The 20,569-nt window shown below is 73.4% G+C and carries 21 protein-coding genes and 1 riboswitch; of the genes, 16 read left to right on the forward strand and 5 right to left on the reverse strand.

What is annotated here, in order from left to right; translation table 11 throughout:
- Positions 1–137: 137 nt before the first annotated feature.
- Positions 138–1,172 (forward strand): NAD-dependent epimerase/dehydratase family protein, encoded by a 1,035-nt coding sequence (locus ACP4IX_RS21090; protein ID WP_426556355.1) that lies wholly within the window; start codon positions 138–140, stop codon positions 1,170–1,172.
- 157 nt (positions 1,173–1,329) lie between these two features.
- On the opposite strand, the gene ACP4IX_RS21095 is transcribed toward ACP4IX_RS21090, so the two are convergent.
- Entirely contained in the window at positions 1,330–1,983 is a 654-nt protein-coding gene (locus tag ACP4IX_RS21095; RefSeq protein ID WP_426556356.1) for a TetR/AcrR family transcriptional regulator, read from the reverse strand.
- Positions 1,984–2,088: 105 nt separating this feature from the next.
- Here ACP4IX_RS21095 and ACP4IX_RS21100 point away from each other — a divergent pair, with 105 nt between their 5' ends.
- The 3 genes from ACP4IX_RS21100 (at position 2,089) to ACP4IX_RS21110 (ending at position 4,263) form a co-directional block, all read left to right on the forward strand.
- Complete coding sequence (locus ACP4IX_RS21100; protein ID WP_426556357.1) at positions 2,089–3,090, forward strand: ABC transporter permease; 1,002 nt, start codon at positions 2,089–2,091, stop codon at positions 3,088–3,090.
- A gap of 9 nt (positions 3,091–3,099) precedes the next feature.
- Positions 3,100–3,270, forward strand: a complete 171-nt coding sequence (locus ACP4IX_RS21105; RefSeq protein WP_426524727.1) for a hypothetical protein — start codon at positions 3,100–3,102, stop codon at positions 3,268–3,270.
- A 371-nt stretch (positions 3,271–3,641) separates the two neighbouring features.
- Positions 3,642–3,786: riboswitch (cyclic di-AMP (ydaO/yuaA leader) on the forward strand.
- Positions 3,787–3,789: 3 nt separating this feature from the next.
- Positions 3,790–4,263: a C40 family peptidase gene (locus ACP4IX_RS21110; protein WP_426524647.1), complete on the forward strand. Its 474-nt coding sequence runs from the start codon at positions 3,790–3,792 to the stop codon at positions 4,261–4,263.
- A gap of 225 nt (positions 4,264–4,488) precedes the next feature.
- On the opposite strand, the gene ACP4IX_RS21115 is transcribed toward ACP4IX_RS21110, so the two are convergent.
- On the reverse strand, positions 4,489–4,980 hold the full coding sequence (locus tag ACP4IX_RS21115; protein WP_426524645.1) for an ATP-binding protein: 492 nt from the start codon (positions 4,978–4,980) through the stop codon (positions 4,489–4,491).
- A gap of 213 nt (positions 4,981–5,193) precedes the next feature.
- On the opposite strand from ACP4IX_RS21115, the gene ACP4IX_RS21120 reads away from it, so the two are divergent.
- On the forward strand, positions 5,194–6,054 hold the full coding sequence (locus tag ACP4IX_RS21120) for a helix-turn-helix domain-containing protein (RefSeq protein ID WP_426524643.1): 861 nt from the start codon (positions 5,194–5,196) through the stop codon (positions 6,052–6,054).
- A gap of 21 nt (positions 6,055–6,075) precedes the next feature.
- A complete protein-coding gene (locus ACP4IX_RS21125) occupies positions 6,076–6,306 on the forward strand; it encodes a DUF397 domain-containing protein (RefSeq protein WP_426556427.1) in 231 nt (76 codons plus the stop codon).
- Positions 6,307–6,348: 42 nt separating this feature from the next.
- Here ACP4IX_RS21125 and ACP4IX_RS21130 read toward each other — a convergent pair whose 3' ends face one another.
- Positions 6,349–7,476, reverse strand: a complete 1,128-nt coding sequence (locus ACP4IX_RS21130; RefSeq protein ID WP_426556358.1) for an 8-amino-7-oxononanoate synthase — start codon at positions 7,474–7,476, stop codon at positions 6,349–6,351.
- A gap of 150 nt (positions 7,477–7,626) precedes the next feature.
- Here ACP4IX_RS21130 and bioB point away from each other — a divergent pair, with 150 nt between their 5' ends.
- The 4 genes from bioB (at position 7,627) to ACP4IX_RS21150 (ending at position 11,963) form a co-directional block, all read left to right on the forward strand.
- Positions 7,627–8,808, forward strand: coding sequence for a biotin synthase BioB (gene bioB / locus ACP4IX_RS21135; protein ID WP_426524639.1), 1,182 nt, complete (start codon positions 7,627–7,629; stop codon positions 8,806–8,808).
- The gene (locus ACP4IX_RS21140; RefSeq protein ID WP_426556359.1) at positions 8,801–10,087 is read left to right on the forward strand and encodes an adenosylmethionine--8-amino-7-oxononanoate transaminase; all 1,287 of its coding nucleotides are present in this window, start codon (positions 8,801–8,803) and stop codon (positions 10,085–10,087) included. Before bioB ends, ACP4IX_RS21140 begins: the two co-directional genes overlap by 8 nt.
- Position 10,088: 1 nt before the next feature.
- Entirely contained in the window at positions 10,089–10,805 is a 717-nt protein-coding gene (bioD, locus tag ACP4IX_RS21145) for a dethiobiotin synthase (protein ID WP_426524635.1), read from the forward strand.
- Between the two features lie 468 nt (positions 10,806–11,273).
- Positions 11,274–11,963 (forward strand): class I SAM-dependent methyltransferase, encoded by a 690-nt coding sequence (locus ACP4IX_RS21150; RefSeq protein ID WP_426524633.1) that lies wholly within the window; start codon positions 11,274–11,276, stop codon positions 11,961–11,963.
- Here ACP4IX_RS21150 and ACP4IX_RS21155 read toward each other — a convergent pair whose 3' ends face one another.
- Positions 11,964–12,338, reverse strand: coding sequence for a fic family toxin-antitoxin system, toxin component (locus tag ACP4IX_RS21155; protein WP_426524631.1), 375 nt, complete (start codon positions 12,336–12,338; stop codon positions 11,964–11,966). It abuts the gene before it with no gap.
- A 60-nt stretch (positions 12,339–12,398) separates the two neighbouring features.
- Complete coding sequence (locus tag ACP4IX_RS21160) at positions 12,399–12,626, reverse strand: toxin-antitoxin system HicB family antitoxin (protein ID WP_426524629.1); 228 nt, start codon at positions 12,624–12,626, stop codon at positions 12,399–12,401.
- 155 nt (positions 12,627–12,781) lie between these two features.
- On the opposite strand from ACP4IX_RS21160, the gene ACP4IX_RS21165 reads away from it, so the two are divergent.
- The 6 genes from ACP4IX_RS21165 (at position 12,782) to ACP4IX_RS21190 (ending at position 20,374) form a co-directional block, all read left to right on the forward strand.
- Positions 12,782–13,717: an ABC transporter ATP-binding protein gene (locus ACP4IX_RS21165; protein ID WP_426556360.1), complete on the forward strand. Its 936-nt coding sequence runs from the start codon at positions 12,782–12,784 to the stop codon at positions 13,715–13,717.
- Positions 13,718–13,721: 4 nt separating this feature from the next.
- A complete protein-coding gene (locus ACP4IX_RS21170; protein ID WP_426556361.1) occupies positions 13,722–16,289 on the forward strand; it encodes an ABC transporter permease in 2,568 nt (855 codons plus the stop codon).
- 44 nt (positions 16,290–16,333) lie between these two features.
- The gene (locus tag ACP4IX_RS21175; protein WP_426556362.1) at positions 16,334–17,224 is read left to right on the forward strand and encodes an LLM class F420-dependent oxidoreductase; all 891 of its coding nucleotides are present in this window, start codon (positions 16,334–16,336) and stop codon (positions 17,222–17,224) included.
- Positions 17,225–17,450: 226 nt separating this feature from the next.
- Positions 17,451–17,879, forward strand: coding sequence for a GNAT family N-acetyltransferase (locus ACP4IX_RS21180; protein ID WP_426524621.1), 429 nt, complete (start codon positions 17,451–17,453; stop codon positions 17,877–17,879).
- 150 nt (positions 17,880–18,029) lie between these two features.
- Positions 18,030–19,364 (forward strand): hemolysin family protein, encoded by a 1,335-nt coding sequence (locus tag ACP4IX_RS21185; protein WP_426524619.1) that lies wholly within the window; start codon positions 18,030–18,032, stop codon positions 19,362–19,364.
- Entirely contained in the window at positions 19,361–20,374 is a 1,014-nt protein-coding gene (locus tag ACP4IX_RS21190) for a hemolysin family protein (protein WP_426524617.1), read from the forward strand. The genes ACP4IX_RS21185 and ACP4IX_RS21190 overlap by 4 nt, the downstream gene beginning before the upstream one ends.
- Positions 20,375–20,569 lie beyond the last annotated feature (195 nt).

The following is a 20,569-nucleotide window of genomic DNA, read 5'->3' on the forward strand; positions in this document are numbered from 1 at the left end:
CCCCCCGCCGCCCTCCCCCCTCTCCCCCCCCCGGCCCCCCCCCCCCTGCTCCCTTGTGGTGTCTGTTTTTTTGTTTCCCCCCCCCCCCCACACCCCCCCCCCCCCCCCCCGCCCGGGCCCGCGCCTACGGTCGCCTCATGACACGTGCTGTGGTGGTCGGAGCGTCGGGGCAGATCGGACGGGTGGCCGTGGGGGCACTGGCCCGGGACGGCTGGGAGGTGACGGCCGTCTCGCGCGGCGGCGAGCGGGACGGGGACTGGCCCGGGGACGTGCGGGTGGTCCGGGCCGACCGGGAGGACGACACCGCCCTGTCGGCGGCGGTCGGCGACGGCTGTGACGTCCTGGTGGACATGGTGGCCTTCGGAGACCGGCACGCGCGGCAACTGGTCTCGCTCGCCGGACGGGTCGGCTCGGCCGTGGTGATCTCCAGCATGTCGGTCTACGAGGACGGCAAGGGCCGCAACTTCGACACCCAGGACGAACCCGGCGGCTTCCCCGAATACCCGGTGCCGCTCACGGAGGAGCAGCGCACCGTCCGGCCGGGCGACACCTCGTACCCCACCCGCAAGGTGGCGTTGGAGCGGGAGCTCCTCGCGGCCGGCGACCGGTTGCCGGTCACTCTGCTGCGCGCGGGCGCGGTCCACGGGCCGTACTGCAGGACGCCGCGTGAGCTGTACTTCGTCAAGCGCAACCTCGACGGCAGGCGCCGGCGCGTCCTCGCCTACGGCGGTGCGAGCCGCTTCCACCCTGCGAGCGTGCACACCATCGCGGAGCTGGTCCGGCTGGCCGCCCCGCGGCCGGGTACGCGCGTCCTGAACGCCGTCGACCCGGACGCGCCGACGGTGGCGGAGATCGCGGAGGCGATCGACGCGGTGATGGGCGTCGAGACGGAGGACGTACTGGTGGACGGGCCGCCGCCCGCGGACGGTGTGGGAGACACGCCGTGGTCCGTTCCCGCGCCGGTCGTGTGCGACATGTCCGCGGCCGAGCGGGAGTTGGGCTACCGGCCGGTGGTCCGGTACGCCGAGACCCTGCCGGACACGGTCGCCTTCATCGCGGAGCGGCTGGCCGGACGGGACTGGCGGGAGGCGTACCCGAAGATGTTCCGGGCGTACGGCGACCTCTTCGACTACGCGGCGGAGGACGCCTGGGCGGCGGCGCGGCAGGGCTGAGCACGGCGGGGCTGGGCACGGTACAGGGGCGGCCTGGGTGGGCCGCCCCTCCTCGTGCCCGTCGGCGTCACGGCGCTTTCTCGCCGGTCCGCCGAGGGGAGGGACACGTTCTGCCGACGGCTCCTCAGCCCGGCGAGCGGCGTCGCGGCCGGTCACGTCATCCGGATCCGCCCGGCTGGTCACCGGGGCCGTCGGCGGCCTGACGCATACTCAACAGCCCCCGCACCCCGGCCTGAAGAGCCTCCGGCGAGAAGCTGCCGAACAGCGCGTACTGGGCCCCGAACCCCTGCACCGTGGCCATCAGCGTCCGGGCCACGGCGTCCGGGTCGACGTCGTCGCGCATCATGCCGGTTTCCTGGTAGCGGACCACGACCTTCGCCCAGGCGGCCGTCGCCTTGGCGAACCCTTCGCCCAGGAGGGCGGACAGCGCGTCGTTGCGCAGCGTCTCGGACCAGGCCTGGATCATCAGCCGCGGGAACAGCCACTCGCCGCTGTCCGTCACCGCCGGCCGCTCCCGTGCCATGTGCGCCAGGGTGCGGGCGATGAGTTCGTCGGGCATGGGCGGCGGGCTCTCCCGCGCGGCACGTTCGTACACGTCGCGGATGGCGCCCAGAACCTCGGTGACGATGGCCTCGATCAGCTCCTCCTTGCCGCTGAAGTAGCGGTAGACGGCCCCCGCCGAGAGGTCGACCTCTTTCAGCACGTCCTGCATCGACGTGGCATGGAAGCCGTTGCGGGCGAAGCACAGCGCGGCGCCGTCGAGGATCTGCCGGCGGCGGGCGTCGAGGTGTTCCTGGGATACGCGGGCCATGGTGTCCAACGTAAAACGAACATTCCTTCTTGACAAGGCACCCGAGGCCGCCGCACCGTGGAGGCAGTTCTAAAACGAACGATCCTTCTCTCAGAGGAGTCACTCATGTCCGGCCCCTCCGCTCCTCACGGCCGCCGTGTGGCCGCCGTCGTCGTCCTGCTTCCCGTGCTGGTGGCCCTGGCACTGTGCGCCTTCGCCTGGCCGGCCGCCCGTACGTCCGCCCGCGATCTGCCGCTCGGCGTGGCGGGACCGCCCGCCGCGATCACCCAGGTGGAACAGCGGCTCGCCCAGCGCGAGGGCGCCTTCGAGATCCACCGCTACGCCGACGAGGCCGCGGCCCGCGACGCCGTCGAGGACCGGACCGTGTACGGCGCGGTGGTCGCCGGCGACCGGGGCACGAAGCTGCTCACGGCGTCCGCGGCCGGCCCGTCCGTGGCCCAGCTGCTGCGACAGGCGGTGACCGGGCAGGCCTCCGCCACGGGGACCCCGGTCCAGGTGGTCGATGTGGTGCCCGCTCCCGAGGCGGATCCGCGCGGCGCGGCCCTGGGCGCGAGCGTACTGCCACTCGCACTGGCCGGGATCGCGACCGGCGCCGTGGTGACCTTGCTGGGGTGGCGCGGCGTGCGAGCGGCCGTCGCGGTGGCCGGCGCCGCCGCGTCGACAGGCGTGGCCGCGGCGGTGGTCGCGCACAGCTGGCTCGGGGTGGTCACCGGTGACTGGTGGGCCGTGGCCGGCGCGTTCGGGCTGTCGACCCTGGCCGCCGGCGCGGGCGTCGCCGGGCTCGGGGCGCTGCTCGGGCGCGCGGGTATCGGGCTGGGCGCGGCCGTGATCATGCTGCTGGGCAACCCCTTCTCCGGCGCGTCCTCGGCGCCGGAGATGCTGCCCCGGCCGGCCGGCGCGATCGGCCAGTGGCTGCCGCCGGGCGCGGGCGGCTCGCTCCTGCGCTCGGTGTCCTTCTTCGAGGGCGCCGCGGCCACCGGCCCCGCGCTCACGCTCACGTGGTGGTCCCTGCTGGGCCTGGGCGCGGTCCTGCTCGGCGGCGTACTGCGACAGCGCGCACCCGGCGCCTCACCGGCACCCGACCGGACCCCGGCCCCGGCCGCCTGAGCCCCGGCCGTGAGCGACCGGACCGCGGACCCCGCCACGGTACGGGCCCCCGGACCGGCCGCCGTGCGCACCGGTGCGCCGGGGCCGGAGTGCGCCGGCATCCTGGTGCGGGCGCTGCGCGTGCTGGACGGTGAACGGCGGACGGCGCGCGTCAGCCGTCGGCCGCGTTCCGGCAGTTGACGCGCCGGGGGCCGAAACGGACCAAACGGCGTACCCCCTTTCGGCGTAGGAACACCCTCGATTTCCGACCGGCCGAAGTTGCGCAACCCCTGCTGCCCACACGGCGGAACGAGCCGCTGCGCCGCTGGTCCCGGGCTCGCCACCACACCGGGGGGTGACTCGAACGCGGAGGCGTCCACCCGCACGGGTGAGTGGCGTGTAACAACACAAAGGGCACGTTCCGTTGGGATTCTCCCCCTGGGCGAGACAAGATCCGTGACTGACGACAAGCCCTCGCCGCAGCGGCGGGGCGGTCCGGGCGGACGCCGAGTCCTGCCGCCGCCCGGACGACCGGTCGACAGGAGTGGATCGGCAGGAGTGGAGGACCCGAGCACGACGGGTCGCCGGAACGGTCATCTCCGCGAGAGAGGTGCCGGGCCGAGCAGCCCTTGGGGTGAAGCCGCACTCGTGCGGCCGGGCAACTTCGCCAGCCCGAATCCGACAGGTCATCCTTCACAGGCGGCTGACGAAGGGTTGCGCATGTCTGCGCTCAATCGTGTCCCGTCGCTGATGGCCCGTGCCGGTACGGCCTCGGCCCTCACCCTCGCCGCGATCGGCGGATCCGTCGTGGTCCCCGGTGCCGCCTCCGAGGCGGCCGCGGCGACCTATGCGGCGAAGGCCCTCAAGATCGCGGCCTCCAAGAAGGGTTCACCGTACAAATGGGGCGCCGTCGGACCACGCAGGTTCGACTGCTCCGGACTGACCCTGTATTCGTTCAAGAAGGCCGGCAAGAAGCTGCCGCGCACCGCGGCTCAGCAGTACAACAAGACCCGTCATATTTCCGCCAAGAACCGCAAGGTCGGCGACCTCGTCTTCTTCCACTCGGGCAGCAGCGTCTACCACGTCGGCATCTACGCCGGGAAGGGCAGGATCTGGCACGCCCCGAAGACCGGGGACGTGGTGCGTCTGCAGAAGATCTGGACCGGCAGCGTCTGGTACGGCCGGGTCAATTGACATCCGTTCCTCACCCGGAAGGGCAGGTGCTCCTGTCACCCTCGGCGGGTCCCCGCTCGGGCCGGCCCACGGCCTCGGCGGGTCCCCGCCTCAACGGACCGGGACCTCGACGGGGCGGTCGGCGTCCCCCGCACTCCCCGCGCTCCCGCACGTGCACGTGCGGTGGTTCGGGACCGTCCTCGACGCCGCACGCGGAACGGACGCGCGGCGAGCGCTGTCGGCGCCTCACCGTTCGGGCTCCTGCCGTCCCGCGACCCGCCCCACGGCCGTGGCCGGCTCGGGCGGCACCGGACTGCTCGGCGGCGTCCAGGGCAGTTCGATGAAGACGGTCTTGCCGCCCTCGCGCGTGCGCTGCACCCTCAGCTTGCCGCCGCACTCCGCCGTCAGCCAGCGGATGATCACCATGCCGCGGCCGTTGTCCTGCTGCACGGCGGCGGGCAGACGCTTGGGATACCCCGGATGGCTGTCGGTGACGCCGATGTGCAGTCGCTCGTCGCGGTCGAGCACGAGGTCCACCGTGAAGGTGGGTGACTGTCCGAGCGTGTGCTGGACCGCGTTGGTCGTCAGCTCGGAGACGATGAGCCGGACGGTTTCGGACACATCGGTGTCCGCCGGCAGGCCCCACTCCGCCAGCGTGCCGACCACATAGGTACGCGCGGCGGCCACCGAGGCGGGATCGCTCGGCAGAGTGACGGATGCTTCCAGATGGTCTGCCATGGCGACTCGTCCCTTTCCCACGGGACCGCAGCCGGACACGGAGCGGATGGTTCGAGTACGGTCCCGGACTGGTGCTTCGCCGCCAGACTGCCACCACCAGGCCCGGAAGGGCGGCGATCCCCCAAGATCTGCATATATCTGTCGCTCGATGCGGTGAACTCTGCGACGGCAGAGCGTATTCGGGCGGCTCATAAGGAGTAGAGGAGTGGCCCCATGCAGCACGGCCCCGTGGTGCGCCGCCGGAAGCTGGGCGCGGAACTGCGCGCCCAGCGCACGTCGGCGGGTATCACCAGCGGCGAGGCGGCCCGGCTGGTGGGCTGGCACCAGTCGAAGGTCAGCCGGATCGAGACCGGGACGAGCGGGGCGAAACCGGCCGACGTGCGGTTACTGCTGGACGCCTACGGCGTGGCCGACGACCAGCTGCGGGAGCTGCTGGTGATGCTGGCGGGCTCCGACGACGCGGGCGGCCGGAACCACTGGTGGCACGCCTACCGAGGGGTGCTGCCGCCGACCTACCGCGACTTCATCAGCCTGGAGTCCCAGGCGAGCGCGATGCGCACCCTGGAGACCACCGTGGTCCCCGGTCTGCTGCAGACGCCGGAGTACGCCCGCGCGGTGACGCGCGCCGCGGTGGACGGGCTCCCGGAGGAGCGGCTGGACACCCTGGTGGAGGTGCGACTGGCCCGGCAGGACATCCTGCGGGCGCAGCCGCCACTGGAGCTGAGCGCGGTCCTGGACGAGTCGGTGCTGCGCCGGGAGGTGGGCGGGCCCGGAGTGATGTCCCGTCAGCTGGCGCGACTGGTCGATGCCGCGCGCCTTCCCCATGTCCGGCTCCAGGTCCTGCCCTTCGCCGCCGGGGCGCACATCGGCGTCACCGGGCCTTTCGTAATCTTCTCCTTTTCGAGCACTTCTGATCTGGACGTGGTTGTTCTCGACCACTTGACGAGTAGCCTGCACCTCGAACGGAAAGAAGACCTAGAGGCCTACACCGAGGCCTTCAACACCCTTCTGATCCATGCCCTTTCGCCCGAGGACTCGTTGGACTTCATCGCCGCGACAGCGGCAGGCGCGTAAGGAGGCACCATGACAGACTCCGTGTCCGAACTCCCCCGGAACATCCCGTCCAGTACCGATCTGCCCGGCGTGCGGTGGCTGCGCAGCAGCTACAGCACCGGGGCGAACAACTGCGTGGAGACGGCACGGCCGTCGTCCGGCCCCTGGGCCGGACTGCTCGCCGTGCGCGACTCCAAGGACCCGGCCGGGCCCGCGGTGCTCTTCTCCCCCGGGAGCTGGGCGTCGTTCACGGCCGGGATCCACCGCCGCTGATCCGGCCGGGCATCGGACGACGCACGGCCGTGTCACGCCGACTCATGGCCGCGTTTCGCCGATCACCCGCACAGCGCGTTCGATCTGTTCCCCGGAGAGGTCCGCACGAGCGGTCAGCCTGAGCCGTGAGACGCCGTCAGGTACGGAAGGAGGGCGGAAGCAGCCCACGGACAGGCCGGCCGTACGACAGTCGGCCGCCCACCGTACGGCCCCCTCCGGGGAGGGGGCGCGCACCGAGACGACCGCGGCGTCGGGGCGTACCGCAGACAGCCCCAGGGCCGTCAGACGTGCGTGCAGTGCGGCCGCCACCGCGCGTGCCCGCGCCGCCCGTTCGGGCTCGCGGCGCAGCAGGGTGAGCGCCGCCAGCGCCGCGCCCACCGCCGCGGGTGCGAGGCCGGTGTCGAAGATGAACGTCCGGGCCGCGTTGACCAGGTGCTCGATCACCCGCGCGGGGCCGAGCACGGCCCCGCCCTGGCTGCCGAGCGACTTGGACAGTGTCACCGTCACGACGACGTCGTCGGCGCCCGCGAGTCCCGCCGCGTGCGGGGCGCCCCGGCCGCCCTCGCCGAGGACGCCGAGGCCGTGGGCGTCGTCGACGACCAGTCCGGCGCCGTGCTCGCGGCACGCACCGGCGAGCGCGGCGAGCGGCGCGGCGTCGCCGTCGACGGAGAAGACCGTGTCGGAGACGACGACGCAGGGGCCGCCGTGCGTCGCCAGCGCCTTGCGTACGGCGTCCGGGGCGGCGTGCGCCACCACCTGGGTCGTGCCGCGGGCCAGCCGGCAGCCGTCGATCAGCGAGGCGTGGTTGCCCGCGTCGGAGACGACGAGGGAGCCGTGCGGCGCCAGCGCGGTGACCGCGGCGAGGTTGGCCGCGTAGCCGGAGGAGAAGACGAGCGCGGCCTCGAAACCGCAGAAGGCGGCCAGTTCGCGTTCGAGTTCGGTGTGCAGTTCGGTGGTGCCGGTCACCAGCCGGGACCCGGTCGAGCCGGCCCCCCACGTCCGCGCGGCCCGCGCCGCGCCCTCGGTGACCTCCGGGTGCCGGGCCAGTCCGAGGTAGTCGTTGCTCGCCAGGTCCAGCAGCGGCGAGCCCGCCGGACGGGGGCGCAGAACCCGTTCGAGTCCGGCTCGGCGGCGCACCTCGGCCTGCTCGTCGATCCAGCCGAACGCCATGGGTCGGTCCTCCGGTGTTTTGTAGGCAGTGGACAGACATTAGCGGTCCCGCCGCCCCCGCGAGGTGTGGCGATACCCACACGGTGATCTGTCACTGTTGTGCGAAGTCTCCTTGGCCCCGGGTGGCCCCTTAGGACAGGATCGGCTCTCATGGACCTGCTGAACACGCTGGTGGACAAGGGGGTTCGGCGCGAGTCGCCGACCCGCGAGGAGGCGCTCGCCGTCCTCGCCACTTCCGACGACGACCTGCTCGATGTGGTGGCCGCGGCCGGCAAGGTGCGCCGTCACTGGTTCGGCCGACGGGTGAAACTCAACTATCTCGTCAACCTGAAGTCGGGCCTGTGCCCCGAGGACTGCTCCTACTGCTCGCAGCGGCTCGGCTCCAAGGCCGAGATCCTCAAGTACACCTGGCTGAAGCCCGATCAGGCCTCGCAGGCCGCAGCCGCGGGAGTGGCCGGGGGCGCCAAGCGGGTGTGCCTGGTGGCCAGTGGACGCGGTCCGACCGACCGGGACGTGGACCGGGTCTCGGACACCATCAAGGCCATCAAGGAGCAGAACGGGGCGGTCGAGGTGTGCGCCTGCCTGGGCCTGCTCTCCGACGGCCAGGCGGAACGGCTGCGCGAGGCGGGCGCCGACGCCTACAACCACAACCTCAACACGTCCGAGGCGACGTACGGGGACATCACGACCACGCACACGTACGCCGACCGGGTGGACACGGTGCGCAAGGCGCACGCGGCCGGGCTGTCCGCCTGCTCCGGGCTGATCGCGGGCATGGGCGAGACCGACGAGGACCTGGTCGACGTGGTCTTCTCGCTGCGCGAGCTGGACCCCGACTCGGTGCCGGTGAACTTCCTGATCCCGATGGAGGGCACGCCGCTGGCCAAGGAGTGGCACCTGACCCCGCAGCGCTGTCTGCGCATCCTGGCGATGACGCGGTTCGTCTGCCCGGACGCCGAGGTGCGCATCGCGGGCGGGCGCGAGGTCCACCTGCGCACGATGCAGCCGCTCGCGCTGCACCTGGCGAACTCCCTCTTCCTCGGCGACTACCTCACCAGCGAGGGCCAGGCCGGCCGGGCGGATCTGGAGATGATCGCGGACGCCGGTTTCGAGGTGGAGGGCGCCGGCCAGGAGACCCTGCCGGGGCACCGGGCGGCGGGCCGGGGCGGCTGCGGGTCGCACGAGGGCGGCGGGACCTGCGGTTCAGCCCCGGCGGAGGAAGGCTGTGGCTCCGCGGCGCCCGCCGAACCGGTGGTGGCCGGTGAAGCCCGTACGGACCTGGTCGCCGTACGCCGCCGTGGTGCCGGGACGGACCTCGCGCCCAATGCCTGAGCCCGCGCTGGCCGTGGACGAGTTGCTGGCGCTCGACCGGCGGCACGTCTGGCATCCGTACGGCCCCATGCCCGGCCGGCAGGACCCGCTCGTCGTGGAGTCGGCGAGCGGGGTGCGGCTGCGGCCGGCCGACGGCTCGGGCGAGCTCGTCGACGGGATGTCCTCCTGGTGGTCGGCGATCCACGGCTACAACCACCCGGTGCTGAACGAGGCCGCGCGCGACCAGCTGACCCGGATGAGCCACGTGATGTTCGGCGGGCTCACCCACGAGCCCGCCGTACGACTGGCGAAGCTCCTTGTCGACATGTCACCCGATGGCCTGGAGCACGTCTTCCTCGCCGACTCCGGGTCGGTGTCGGTCGAGGTCGCGGTCAAGATGTGCCTGCAGTACTGGCGGTCGCGGGGCCGCCCGGCCAAGCGGCGTCTGCTGACCTGGCGCGGCGGCTACCACGGCGACACCTGGCAGCCCATGTCGGTGTGCGACCCCGAGGGCGGGATGCACGAGCTGTGGACGGGCGTCCTGCCGCGCCAGGTCTTCGCGGACGCGCCGCCGGCGGAGTACGAGGAGTCGTACGCCGATCACCTGCGCGCACTGATCGAACGGCACGCCGGCGAACTGGCCGCGGTGATCGTCGAGCCGGTGGTGCAGGGCGCCGGCGGGATGCGGTTCCACTCCCCCGCGTATCTGCGGGTGCTGCGCCAGGCGTGCGACGCGCACGGCGTGCTGCTGGTGTTCGACGAGATCGCGACCGGGTTCGGGCGTACGGGTGCGTTGTTCGCGGCGCAGCACGCGGCGGTGACGCCGGACGTGATGTGCGTGGGCAAGGCGCTGACCGGCGGCTATCTGACCATGGCGGCCACACTGTGCACGCCGGAGGTGGCCGACGGTATTGCGCGGGGCGAGGTGCCGGTGCTGGCCCACGGGCCGACGTTCATGGGCAATCCGCTGGCGGCGGCCGTGGCGTGCGCGTCGATCGGACTGCTGCTCGGCCAGGACTGGCTCGCGGAGGTCGAGCGGATCGAGGCGGGCCTGCGGGAGGGCCTCGCGCCCGCCGCCGGAACGCCCGGTGTGCGGGACGTACGGGTGCTCGGCGCGATCGGCGTGGTGCAGCTCGACCACGCCGTCGACATGCGGGCGGCGACGGCGGCGGCCGTGCGCGAGGGCGTGTGGCTGCGGCCGTTCCGCGACCTGATCTACACCATGCCGCCGTACGTCACGGACGACGCGGACCTGGCACGGATCGCCCGCGCGGTGTGCGCGGCGGCAGGGGAGGGATGACATGCCGGTACTGGTGATCACGGGCACCGGCACGGAGGTCGGCAAGACCGTCGTGACCGCCGCCGTCGCCGCGGCCGCGCTGGCGGGCGGCCGGTCGGTGGCCGTGCTGAAGGCCGCGCAGACGGGCGTACGGCCGGACGAGTCCGGGGACGTCCAGGAGGTGGCGCGCCTCGCGGGTGCGGTGACGGCGGCCGAAGTCGCCCGCTACCCGGAGCCGTTGGCGCCGGGGACGGCGGCGCGGCGGGCCGGCCGGGCCCCGGTGCACCCCGAGGAGGTGGCGGAGGCCGCGGGCAAGCTGGCCACCGAGCACGACCTCGTGCTGGTCGAGGGCGCGGGCGGACTCCTCGTACGCTTCGACGCGGCCGGCGGGACGCTGGCGGACGTCGCCGGACTGCTGGGAGCGCCGGTGCTGCTGGTGGCGTCGGCCGGGCTGGGCACGCTGAACACGACGGAGCTGACGGCACGTGAACTGCGGTCGCGCGGGCTGGAGCTGACGGGTGTGGTGATCGGCAGCTGGCCGGGGTCCCCCGACCTCGCCTCGCGCTGCAACCTCGCGGACCTCCCGGAGGTGGCCGGAGCCCCCCTGCTCGGTGCCGTGCCCGCCGGAGCGGGTTCCCTGCCGCCGGCCGCCTTCCGGTCGGCGGCCCCGCACTGGCTGGCGCCCTGCCTGCGGGGCTGGTGGGACGCGGACGTGTTCCGGCGGCGGGAGGGCCCCTGACGCGGGAGCGCAGTACCGCGGCAGGTGCGCACCCGGTCAACGCCCGGGCGGCACAGCCCCTGGCCGGCCCGCTCCCCGGCCCGGACCGCGACACGCGAACCACGGACACACGAGCGGCCCGAGGTACTCCGACCGGCGGGGCACGCGCCTGCACGCCGGCCACCGCGCCGGTCGGTGGCCTTTCTCACCGGTGGCCTTTCTCACCGGTGGCCTTTCTCACCGGTGGCCTCCCTGGCCGACGAGCCGAGTGGAGCGCATCCGAGGCTGGACACGCTCCGCACCCGGGAGGCGTCCTGACCGGCGGTACGGCGCGGCCGGCCGCCGGTCCGCACCGTGGGGACGCCGGCGCGGAGCACGGCCCTGTCTCCGGGCGGTCCGGCACCGGCGAAGGAGCCGCCCGCGCGGTGGGTGCACGGCGCCTGCACGGGGGACAATCGTGGTAAGGCACCACCTCGTGAGGGAGGCCCCATGGCGCTGCGACCCACCCGTGCCCGCGGGGTGCCGCGGGACGCCGTGCACCATCCGCTGTTCGCCCGCTGCTACGCCCGGGTCAGCGTGCGGGCCGAAACCCGGATGGGCATGGGACCGGTGCGTGAGCGACTGCTTGCCGGGCTGTCCGGCCGGGTCATCGAGATCGGCGCGGGCAACGGCCTGAACTTCGCCCACTACCCGGGCACCGTCTCGGAGGTCGTCGCCATCGAACCGGAGCGCACGCTGCGGCAGTTGGCGCTGGAGGCCGCGCTGCGCGCCGAGGTGCCGGTCGACGTCGCGCCGGGCGCGGCGGAGGCGCTGCCGGTCAAGAGCGAGGCCTTCGACGCGGCGGTGGTCTCGCTGGTGCTGTGCAGCGTCCGCGATGTGCCGCGGGCGCTCGGGGAGCTGAGGCGGGTGCTGCGGCCCGGCGGCGAGGTGCGGTTCTTCGAGCACGGCCGGGGCGGCGGCCGGGTGATGACCTTCACCCAGCGCGCACTGGACCGGACGCTGTGGCCCGCGCTGTCCGGCGGCTGCCACGTCTCCCGCGAGCCGGTGGCCGCCCTGCGGGAGGCCGGGTTCGCGCTGGGCCCCTACCGGCGGATGACGATGCCGGAGAAGGGGCCGCCGCTGCCGAGTTCCTACTGCGTGCTCGGCACGGCGTGGCGGCCGGCCGAAGCCGAGGGGTAGTCACACGCTCCACCGGCGCAGCTCGTCCGCGATGTCGTCGACCGACGCCTCACCGCTCTTGACCAGCAGGGCGAGATCCCGCACCTGCTCGGGAGTGGTGGCGACCTTGACCCCGCCGGCGACCAGGTAGGCGTAGGCGACCGCGGAGGCGAACAGGGCGTTGGAGCGTTCCAGAGCGGGGACGTGGATCAGCAGTTGGAGCAGCGCTGCGGCGCGGGCGTGCGGACCCTCGTAGACGGGCGTGCCGAATATTTCGGCCCGGTGGCGGGCGACGGCCGCCACCAGCGCTCCCCAGTCGGTGACCTGGGGGTCTCCCGGGGTGCGCTGTTCGGCGAGCATGAGCAGCCAGGCGAGATCGATGGTGAGGTCGTTCATCCGAGTCCGTGTGGTCCGGGTCGTCGGCCGGGATCGCCGGGTCCGGGAGCGCCCGACGGCTCAGCGGCGTCCGTCGCCGACCTCCTCGGCGAACACCGTCTCGTACTGCCGCATGAAGTCGGCCGCGGCCTCCACGAAGGTGCGGCCGGCCTCGCCGGTGTCCTGCCGGACCAGCTCCTCGATATAGCGGTTGACGCTCATCCCCCGGGCCAGGGCCCGTTCGCGGGCCGCCCGGGCGGTTCCCTCGTCCACCCGCACGTTCAACTGGGCCTTCTGGGGCTTCGCCATACCTCGAAGCTAGCGCCGGAACGCTAGCAGCGGCAAGGGGCCGCATCCCGCGGAAACCCAGCGAAATACCGGCGGACCGGTACCACAGGAGGATTCCAGGTGTGGTCCGAGTCACACTACTCTGGCGGCCCGCGGAGAGCACCGAGGAGGCCGCCTTGTCCACACCTGCTGCGAAGCACGCCCCCGGTCGGGCGTCGGCCGACGACATCGCCGCCCGGGCGCGCGGCCTGACCAAGGCGTACGGCTCGGGCGAGACCACGGTGCTCGCCCTGGACTCGGTGGACGTGGACATCGCACGCGGCCGTTTCACCGCGGTCATGGGCCCGTCCGGCTCCGGGAAGTCCACGCTGATGCACTGCCTGGCGGGCCTCGACACCGTCTCGGCCGGCCAGGTGTGGCTCGGCGACACCGAGATCACGGGACTCGGGGATCGGGAGCTGACGCGGCTGCGCCGGGACCGGGTCGGGTTCATGTTCCAGTCCTTCAACCTCATTCCGACGCTGAACGCGTTGGAGAACATCACCCTGCCCCAGAACATCGCGGGCCGGAGCCCCGACCCGGAGTGGCTCGACCAGGTCATCGGCACCCTTGGCCTGCGGGACCGGCTCAGGCACCGGCCGGCCCAGCTCTCCGGGGGCCAGCAGCAGCGGGTGGCCTGTGCGCGGGCGCTGGTCTCCCGGCCCGAATTGATCTTCGCGGACGAGCCGACCGGCAACCTCGACTCGCGGGCCGGTCTGGAGGTGCTCGGCATCCTGCGGGAGGCCGTGGACGAGCTCGGTCAGACCGTCGTCGTGGTCACCCACGACCCGGGCGCCGCCGCCCGCTCCGACCTGGTGCTCTTCCTCGGGGACGGACGGATCGTGGACGAGATGGAGAGGCCGACGTCGGAGGCGGTGCTGGAGCGCATGCGCCTGTTCACCGGCACCGGCCTTCCGGATGCTCCGGGCTCACCCTCCGGGGCGGGGACACCCTCCGGACCGGACTCACCGTCCGGGACAGGGTCGCCCTCCGCACCGGGCTCACCCTCCGGGACCGGGTCACCCCCCGCCCCGGGGCCATCCGCCGCCCCGGCCTCACCCGACGAGGAGTGACGCCGTGCTGAAGGCGACGCTCAGGAGTTTCCTCGCGCACAAGGGGCGGCTGGTGCTCTCGGCGCTGGCGGTCCTGCTGTCCGTGGCGTTCGTCGCGGGCAGTCTGGTCTTCTCCGACACCCTCACCCGTACCTTCGACCGGCTGTTCGCCTCCACCGCCGCCGATGTCACCGTCCGCCCGCAGGAGGGGCTCGCCGAGTCGGTGCCCTCCGGCAGGACGGCGACCGTGCCGGCCGCGCTCGCCGACCGGCTGGCCGAGGTCGACGGGGTCGCCGCCGCGCGCGTGGACGCGGAGGTCGAGAACATCACCGTCGTCGACGACGGGAACGAGTCGGTGAGCCCGACCACCGGCGCCCCCACCATCGGCACCAACTGGAACCCGACCGACCGCAGCCCCGTGGAACTCACCTCGGGTCACGCCCCGCGCGGCCCCGAGCAGGCGCTGCTCGACTCGGAGACCGCCGACCGCGCGGACGTGCGCATCGGCGACACCCTCACCGTGATCGCCCCGCCGGGCTCGTTCGACGTCGAGATCGTCGGCATCGCCACGTTCACCACGACCAACCCCGGCGCGGCGCTGCTCTTCCTGGACACACCGACGGCGCAGGCGAAGCTGCTGGGCGACCCCCGCGCCGCCACCGGCATCTCCGTCGAGGCGGCGGCCGGTACCAGCGACGACCTGCTCAAGCGGCGCGTCGCCGAGGTCCTGGGCGCGGACAGCTACCAGTACCGCACGGCCGCCGAGCAGGCCCGGTCGGACGTCGAGCAACTGGGCGGATTCCTCGACGTCATCAAGTACGTCATGCTCGGCTTCGCCGGGATCGCCGTCCTGGTCGGCGTGTTCCTGATCGCCAACACCTTCTCGATGCTGATCGCGCAACGCACCCGCGAGCTGGGTCTGCTGCGCGCGCTCGGCGCGGACCGGCGTCAGGTGCGACGCTCGGTACTCACCGAGGCGGTGCTGCTCGGCGTGGTCGCCTCGACGCTGGGCCTGGCCGCGGGCATCGGGCTGGCCGCGGGACTGATCGGGCTGATGAACGCGATCGGTATGAACATCGACTCGGGCGAGATGACCCTCGGCTGGGCGACGCCCGTCGCGGCGTACGTCGTCGGTGTCGGGGTGACGTTCCTCGCCGCGGGGCTCCCGGCACGCCGTGCGGCGGCCGTCTCCCCGATGGCGGCCCTCGCGGACGCGGAGATCGCCGGGGTGGGCCGGCCGCTGCGGACGCGGGCCCTGGTCGGCGCCGTGGCCGGAGTCCTGGGCGTGGCCGCGCTCGTGGGGTGCGCGGTGGCGACCAGGACCTCCTCGGCGGCGGCGCTGCTCGGGCTCGGTGTCGTCCTGACCCTCCTCGCGACCGTCATCGCCGGTCCGCTGCTCGTCCGCCCCGTGATCCGGGCGCTCGGCGCGGCCTTCCCGGTGGTGTTCGGCGCCGTCGGCCGGATGAGCCGGCGCAACGCCCTGCGCAACCCTCGCCGCACCGGCGCCACGGCCTCCGCGCTCATGGTGGGCATCGCACTGGTCGGCGGGATGTCGGTGGCCAGCGCCTCGATGACCGCATCCTTCGACCAGCAGATCGACAAGGTGATGGGCGCCGACTTCGTCGTGCAGAACGGCGGTTTCATGCCGTTCCCGCGGGAGGTGGGCGAGCGGGTGCGCGAGACCGAGGGTGCCGGGCTCGTCGTCCGGTCCCGGTTCGTGCCGGTCGCCGTGCGGCTGCCGGACGGCGACCGGGTGGAGGCGACCGCCACGGGCTACGACCCGCACCTCGACGACGTCGCCAACATCTCGTACGCGCGCGGGGACACGGAGGCGGCGCTCGCGCCAGGGCACCTGGCGATGGACGCGGACTTCGCCCGGGAGCACGGCGTGCGCGCCGGCAGCACGGTCCCCGTCGAGTTCCAGGGCGGGCGCACCGCCGACCTGACGGTGGGCGCGCTCACCCACCAGGAGTCCGCCGAGGGGTTCGGGATGGAGGGCGGGCTGTTCCTCGGCCTGGGCACGCTGGAGCGGTACGCACCCGGGGGCCAGGACTCGTCGCTGTACGTGAATGCCGCGCCGGGGACGAGCGCCGACGCACTGCGCGCGAGCCTGGAACGGACACTCGACCCGTACCCGCAGGTGCAGGTGCGCGACCTGGCCGACTACAAGGAGCTGGTGCACGACCAGATCGCGGTCCTGCTCTACCTCGTGTACGCCCTGCTGGGGCTGGCGATCGTCATCGCGGTGCTCGGCGTGGTCAACACCCTCGCCCTGTCGGTGGTGGAGCGCACCCGTGAGATCGGACTCCTGCGGGCCATCGGGCTCGCCCGGCGTCAGCTGCGCCGGATGATCCGGCTGGAGTCGGTGGTGATCGCGGTGTTCGGCGCGGTGCTCGGGCTGGTCCTGGGGCTGGTGTGGGGCGTGTGCGTGCAGCAGGTGCTGGCGCTGGAGGGGCTGACGGCGTTCGCGATCCCGTGGGGCACGGTCGTCGCGGTGGTGGTGGGTTCCGCGGTGGTGGGCGTGGTGGCGGCGATGCTGCCCGCCTGGCGGGCCTCGCGCATGCAGGTGCTGGCGGCCATAGCGCACGAGTGATTGACTTCCGGTTGCCCGAAGTCCTCTGCCGCGCAGGAGAGTTCATGTCACGCCCGTTCCGCTTCGGCGTCAACCTGATGGCGCCCGCACCTGCCGACGAGTGGAGTGCGAAGTGCCGGCGGGCCGAGGAGCTGGGGTACGACGTGATCCTGGTCCCGGACCATCTCGGCATGCCGGCTCCGTTCCCGGCACTGGTCGCGGCGGCCCGGGCCACCGAGCGGCCCCGGCTCGGCACCTTCGTGCTCAACGCGGGGTTCTGGAATCCCGCTCTGCTGGCCCGGGAGGTGGCGACCACGGACGCCCTGACGGGCGGGCGCCTGGAACTCGGGCTCGGTACCGGCTACGTACGGGCGGAGCATGACGCGGCGGGGCTGCCGTTCGGCTCGCCCGGCGAGCGGGTGGACCATCTGCGGCGCACCGTCGAGGAGCTGGAGCGACTGCTCGGCGACGAGGAGTACCGGCCGCGGCCGGTGCAGCGGCCGGGGGTGCCGCTGCTGATCGGCGCCAACGGCGACCAGATGCTGGAGCTGACCGCGCGGCACGCCGCCATCGCCGCGTTCACGGGCGGACGTACCGTGCGGGGCAGCTCGACGGGGCAGCTCGCCCCGATCACGGCCGAGCAGCTCGACGAGCGCGTGGCCCGGTACCGGGAGCTGGCGGCGGGCCGCGAGGAGCCGGCGGAGCTGAACCTGCTCATCCAGATGGTCGTCGTGACCGAGGACCGCGAGGCCGCCGCCCGGCCCCTGCTGGAGCACGTACCGCACCTGACGGCCGGCCAGGTCCTGGAGCTGCCCGTGTTCCTGGCCGGAACCCCGCAACAGATCACCGCGCAGGTACGGGCGCAGCGCGAGCGGTACGGATTCACCTACCTGACGGTGCTGGAGCCGTACATGGAGGTCTTCGCTCCGGTGATGCGGGCGTTGCGCGGCGTCTGACGACCCGTACGCGCGGCCCGGGCGCCTGCGTGGCGGTCCGGCGTGCGCGGCCCGTCCGCATGCCGGGCCGGTCCGGCGTATACGGCTGTCCGGCGTGTGGAGCCGCCGGGCGTGCGCGGCCGTCCGGAGTGCGTGGCCGTCCGGAGTGCGTGGCCGTCCGGAGTGCGTGGCCGTCCGCATGCCGGAATGCCTCGTGCCGGTCCGGCGTGCGTGATGGGATCACCACATGACCGAACTGCGTATACGGGCCGCCGGGCGGCCCGGGGATCTGGACGCCGTGCTCGCCTTCTGGAAGGTGGCCGCCGAGGGGACGAGCATCAGCGACGACCGGGAGGGCGTGGAGCGGCTGGTGACCCGCGATCCCGACGCGCTGATCCTGGCCGAGCGCGGCGGCGACCTGGTGGGCACGGTGATCGCGGGCTTCGACGGCTGGCGGTGCCATCTGTACCGGCTGGCGGTACACCCGGACCACCGGCGCCAGGGCATCGGCTCGGCCCTGCTCACGGCCGCGGAGGAGCGGTTCGTCCGGCTCGGCGGGCGCCGCGGGGACGCCATGGTGCTGCGGCGCAACGAGCGGGCCCAGCATGCCTGGCGGGCGGCCGGGTACGCGCCCCAGGAGCAGTGGCGACGCTGGGTGAAGCCCCTCCCCGACTGAAAGGCTGTGACCACCGGCGCATGAGCGAATCCAGTCCCCGTCGGCGATTCTCCCGGCGCCTGCCGCGGCGCGTCCCCCGGCGCGTCCCCCCGGCGCACGACATCGCGCGAACCTCCGTGTCCTGGCCGATCATGGACCCGAGGTGACCCGATGACCGAAGTGCTCCTGCTGCTGGTGGCGATCCTGCTCGCGCTCGCGTGCGGCGCCTTCGTCGCGGCCGAGTTCTCGCTGACCACCGTCGAGCGCGGTGAGCTGGAACGGGCGGCGGCGCGGGGCGAGCGGGGTGCGGCGAGCGCCCTGAAGGCCGTACGGAACCTGACCTTCCAGCTGTCCGGCGCGCAGCTCGGCATCACGGTCACCAATCTGGTGGTCGGCATGCTCGCCGAGCCGTCGGTCGCGGCGCTGATCGCGGGCCCGCTGGAGAGCGCCGGGATCTCGCGCTCCGCCTCCTCCTCGCTGGCGCTGGTGCTGGGCACGGCGCTGTCGACGGTCTTCCTGATGATCGTCGGCGAGCTGGTGCCGAAGAACTGGGCGATCTCCTCGCCGCTGGCCGTGGCCAGACGCGTGGGCGGCCCGCAGCGCTGGTTCAGCGCGGCCTTCCGCCCCTTCATCGCCCATCTGAACAACACGGCCAACCGCGTCGTGCGCCGCTTCGGTGTGGAGCCCGCCGAGGAACTCGCGTCCGCGCGCGGGCCGCAGGAGCTGGCGGCGCTCGCCCGGCACTCGGCCAAGGAGGGCGCACTGGAGGCCGACACCGCCGAGCTGTTCGTGCGGACCCTGAACCTCGCCGACCTGACGGCGCAGAACGTGATGACCCCGCGCGTGCAGGTCGTCGCCCTCGACGCCCGGGCGACGTGCGAGGACGTGGCGAACGCGACGCGGGCGACCGGGCTGTCCCGGTTCCCCGTCTACCAGGACACCCTCGACGCCGTGGTCGGAACGGCGCACGTCAAGGACGTCCTCGCGGTGCCGGCCGAGCGGCGGGGCCGGATCGCGGTCGCCGAGCTGATGCGCGAGCCGCTGCTCGTCCCGGAGTCACTGACCGTCGACCGGCTCCTGGACCGGCTCTCCGGGCGACGCACGATGGCCGTCGTGATCGACGAGTACGGCGGGACGGCCGGTGTGGCCACGCTGGAGGACATCGTCGAGGAGGTCGTCGGCGAGGTGCGGGACGAGCACGACCCGCACGAGACGCCCGAGCTGGATCCGGCGGGCACCGACGAACAGGGCCGCGCGCTGTACCGGGCCGACGGCGCGGCCCGCGTGGACCGGCTGACGCGCCTGGGACTGAAGGTGCCCGAGGGGCCGTACGAGACGGTCGCCGGGCTGGTCGCGGCCGGGCTGGGGCACATCCCCACCGTCGGCGACACCCTGGAGGTCGCCGGCTGGCGGCTGGACGTCGTGGACGCCACGGGCCGCAGGGCGGCCCGGGTGCTGCTGCACGCGCCGCTCGACGACGCGAACGAAGAGGAGCCCGGCCGGTGACCGCCGTACAGCTGCTGATCGGTCTGGCGACGCTCGTCGTCAACGCGTTCTTCGTGGGTGCCGAGTTCGCGCTGATCTCCGTGCGCCGCAGCCAGGTGGAGTCGTACGCCGAGGAGGGCGACCGGCGCGCGAAGAGCGTGCTGTGGGGTCTGGAACACGTGTCGGCGCTGATGGCGGCGGCGCAGCTGGGCATCACGCTGTGCACGCTGGTCCTCGGCGTGGTCGCGGAACCGGCGATCGCGCACCTGCTGGAGCCGGTGTTCCACGCGGTGGGCGTGCCGTCCGGCGCGGGGCACGCGGTGTCCTTCGTGATCGCCCTGGCGCTGGCGACGTACCTGCACATGCTGCTCGGCGAGATGGTGCCGAAGAACATCGCGCTGGCCGAGCCGGTGCGCAGTGCGCTGGTGCTCGGGCCGCCGTTGGTGGCGCTGTCCCGGGCACTGCGCCCGGTGATCTTCACGATCAACGCCTCCGCGAACGCGGTGCTCAAACTGCTCAGGGTCGAGACGAAGGACGAGGTCTCCGCGACCTTCACGGATGCGGAGCTGGCCGAGATCGTGAAGGACGCCAGTGAGGCCGGGCTCATCGACGACCGGGCGCAGGAGCGCCTCCACGACGCGCTGGAGCTGGGCCGGCGGCCGGTGCGGGACGTGGTGCTGCCACTGGAACGCGTCGTCCACGCGCGCGTGGGCATCACTGCGGAGCAGCTGGAGCGGCTGTCGGTGGAGTCCGGGTTCTCCCGTTTCCCGGTGGTGGACGACGGGCGGCGGATCGTCGGCTACCTGCACGTGAAGGACGCCCTGGACGCCTCACCGCGGGACCTGCCCTTCCGGCTGCGGGACATGCGGCCCATCGCCCGGGTGCGGGAGCGCACCCCGCTGGACGACGTGCTCACCGCGATGCGGCGCAGCCGCACGCATGTGGCGGCCGTGCTCGGGTCCGACGGGCGGCTGGCGGGGCTGGTGACCATGGAGGACGTACTCCGGGAACTGTTCGGCCGGCGAACGTGAGCCTGCGGGGACGGCGGGCGGTGCCGGGACGGGGGCGGGGAGGGGCGCCGAGCCCGGGGGTGCGGGGACGGTGCCGAGCCGGGGGCGAGGAGGGGTGCCGGCGGACTCGGAGAGGGTGCGGACCGGCAGGGCGGTGTGAGCCCGAAGGGCGGTGTGGACCCGAAGGGCGACCGACCGGCGGGTATGTGTAGGGGC

It is taken from the genome of Streptomyces sp. WG5 (assembly GCF_049974565.1).
Taxonomy (GTDB): Bacteria; Actinomycetota; Actinomycetes; order Streptomycetales; family Streptomycetaceae; genus Streptomyces.